We start from the raw sequence: 2,500 nt of genomic DNA, 5'->3' as shown, positions 1-2,500 counted from the left end.
GTCATGGCCAGGGTGAAGGTGCCGTAACAGGTACTGGAGGCCCGAACCCACGTCTGTTGCAAAAGACGGGGATGAGCTGTGATTAGGAGTGAAAAGCTAATCGAACCCGGAGATAGCTGGTTCTCCTCGAAAGCTATTTAGGTAGCGCCTCATATGTATCCTCTCGGGGGTAGAGCACTGTTATGGCTAGGGGGTCATCGCGACTTACCAAACCATTGCAAACTCCGAATACCGAGACGGACTGTATGGGAGACACACGGCGGGTGCTAACGTCCGTCGTGAAAAGGGAAACAACCCAGACCCACAGCTAAGGTCCCAAATTCACTGCTAAGTGGAAAACCATGTGGAAAGGCACAGACAGCCAGGAGGTTGGCTTAGAAGCAGCCACCCTTTAAAGAAAGCGTAATAGCTCACTGGTCGAGTCGGTCTGCGGGGAAGATTTAACGGGGCTAAGCAGTGAACCGAAGCTTGGGGTGTGCATATTTATATGTACGCGGTAGAGGAGCGTTCCGTAAGCCGTTGAAGGTGGATTGAGAAGTCTGCTGGAGGTATCGGAAGTGCGAATGCTGACATGAGTAACGATAATGCGGGTGAAAAACCCGCACGCCGAAAGCCCAAGGTTTCCTTGCGCAACGTTAATCGGCGCAGGGTGAGTCGGCCCCTAAGGCGAGGACGAAAGTCGTAGTCGATGGGAAGCAGGTTAATATTCCTGCACCTCGCGTAAGTGCGATGGAGGGACGGAGAAGGTTAGGCATACCGGGCGTTGGTTGTCCCGGGGAAAGGCGGTAGGTTTGGATCTTTGGCAAATCCGGGATCCTTTAAGACCGAGCACCGAGACGAGCCTTTATGGCGAAGTTGCTGATACCACGCTTCCAGGAAAAGCTCCTAAGCTTCAGCTTACGCAGACCGTACCGTAAACCGACACAGGTGGGTAGGATGAGAATTCTCAGGCGCTTGAGAGAACTCGGGTGAAGGAACTAGGCAACATGGCACCGTAACTTCGGGAGAAGGTGCACCCTTTTTGGTGGCTCATGCGAGCTATAGCTGAAGAGGGTCGCAGTAACCAGGCCGCTGCGACTGTTTATCAAAAACACAGCACTCTGCAAACACGAAAGTGGACGTATAGGGTGTGACGCCTGCCCGGTGCTGGAAGGTTAATTGATGGGGTCAGCCGCAAGGCGAAGCTCTTGATCGAAGCCCCAGTAAACGGCGGCCGTAACTATAACGGTCCTAAGGTAGCGAAATTCCTTGTCGGGTAAGTTCCGACCTGCACGAATGGCGTAACGACAGCGGCGCTGTCTCCACCCGAGACTCAGTGAAATTGAAATCGCTGTGAAGATGCAGCGTTCCCGTGGCAAGACGGAAAGACCCCGTGAACCTTTACTATAGCTTTACACTGAACGTTGAGTTCGTCTGTGTAGGATAGGTGGGAGGCTATGAAACTGTGGCGCTAGCTGCAGTGGAGCCATCCTTGAAATACCACCCTGTCGTGCTTGACGTTCTAACCTGGGTCCATTATCTGGATCGGGGACCGTGTATGGTGGGTAGTTTGACTGGGGCGGTCTCCTCCTAAAGAGTAACGGAGGAGCTCGAAGGTACGCTCAGCGCGGTCGGACATCGCGCACTGTGTGCAAAGGCATAAGCGTGCTTGACTGCAAGATCGACGGATCAAGCAGGTAGGAAACTAGGACTTAGTGATCCGGTGGTTCTGTATGGAAGGGCCATCGCTCAACGGATAAAAGGTACTCCGGGGATAACAGGCTGATACCGCCCAAGAGTTCATATCGACGGCGGTGTTTGGCACCTCGATGTCGGCTCATCACATCCTGGGGCTGTAGTCGGTCCCAAGGGTATGGCTGTTCGCCATTTAAAGTGGTACGCGAGCTGGGTTCAGAACGTCGTGAGACAGTTCGGTCCCTATCTGCCATGGGCGTTGGAGATTTGAGAGGGGCTGCTCCTAGTACGAGAGGACCGGAGTGGACGAACCTCTGGTGTTCCGGTTGTCACGCCAGTGGCATTGCCGGGTAGCTATGTTCGGAAGCGATAACCGCTGAAAGCATCTAAGCGGGAAGCGCGCCTCAAGATGAGATCTCCCGGGGCACAAGCCCCCTGAAGGAACCATGTAGACTACGTGGTTGATAGGTCAGGTGTGTAAGTACAGCAATGTATTGAGCTAACTGATACTAATGATCCGAGAGGCTTGACCATATAACCTCAAGTTGCCTTGGCCGACATGACATGTCGATAGATCCAAGTGCACGCTACGTCACAAGACCAAACGAGAGGCAGGCGCTCAGGCGCGTCTCTTTGCAACGCTGGCATCACCATGCCCGCTCCCTGCAAAGACACGACGTCCAAGCGACACTCCAACCGCCTCCCTGGTGAAATTAGCGCTATGGAACCACCCGATCCCATCCCGAACTCGGAAGTGAAACGTAGCTGCGCCGATGGTAGTGTGGCCTAAGCCATGCGAGAGTAGGTCATCGCCAGGGTTTATACC

General features: G+C 54.0%; 2 rRNA genes (1 of these 2 cut by a window edge). Both read left to right on the top strand.

The features are described from left to right. A 23S ribosomal RNA gene (locus H3005_RS11010) occupies positions 1 to 2,208 on the top strand (it extends 673 nt beyond the left edge of the window). A 169-nt stretch (positions 2,209 to 2,377) separates the two neighbouring features. Further along, positions 2,378 to 2,492: ribosomal RNA gene (gene rrf, locus H3005_RS11005) — 5S ribosomal RNA — on the top strand. Positions 2,493 to 2,500: the final 8 nt, after the last annotated feature.

The organism is Stenotrophomonas sp. Br8, assembly GCF_014763005.1.
Taxonomy (GTDB): Bacteria; Pseudomonadota; Gammaproteobacteria; order Xanthomonadales; family Xanthomonadaceae; genus Stenotrophomonas; species Stenotrophomonas lactitubi.
The sequence above is the reverse complement of the archived record's forward strand: the minus strand, read 5'-3'. Positions and strand labels throughout refer to the sequence as shown.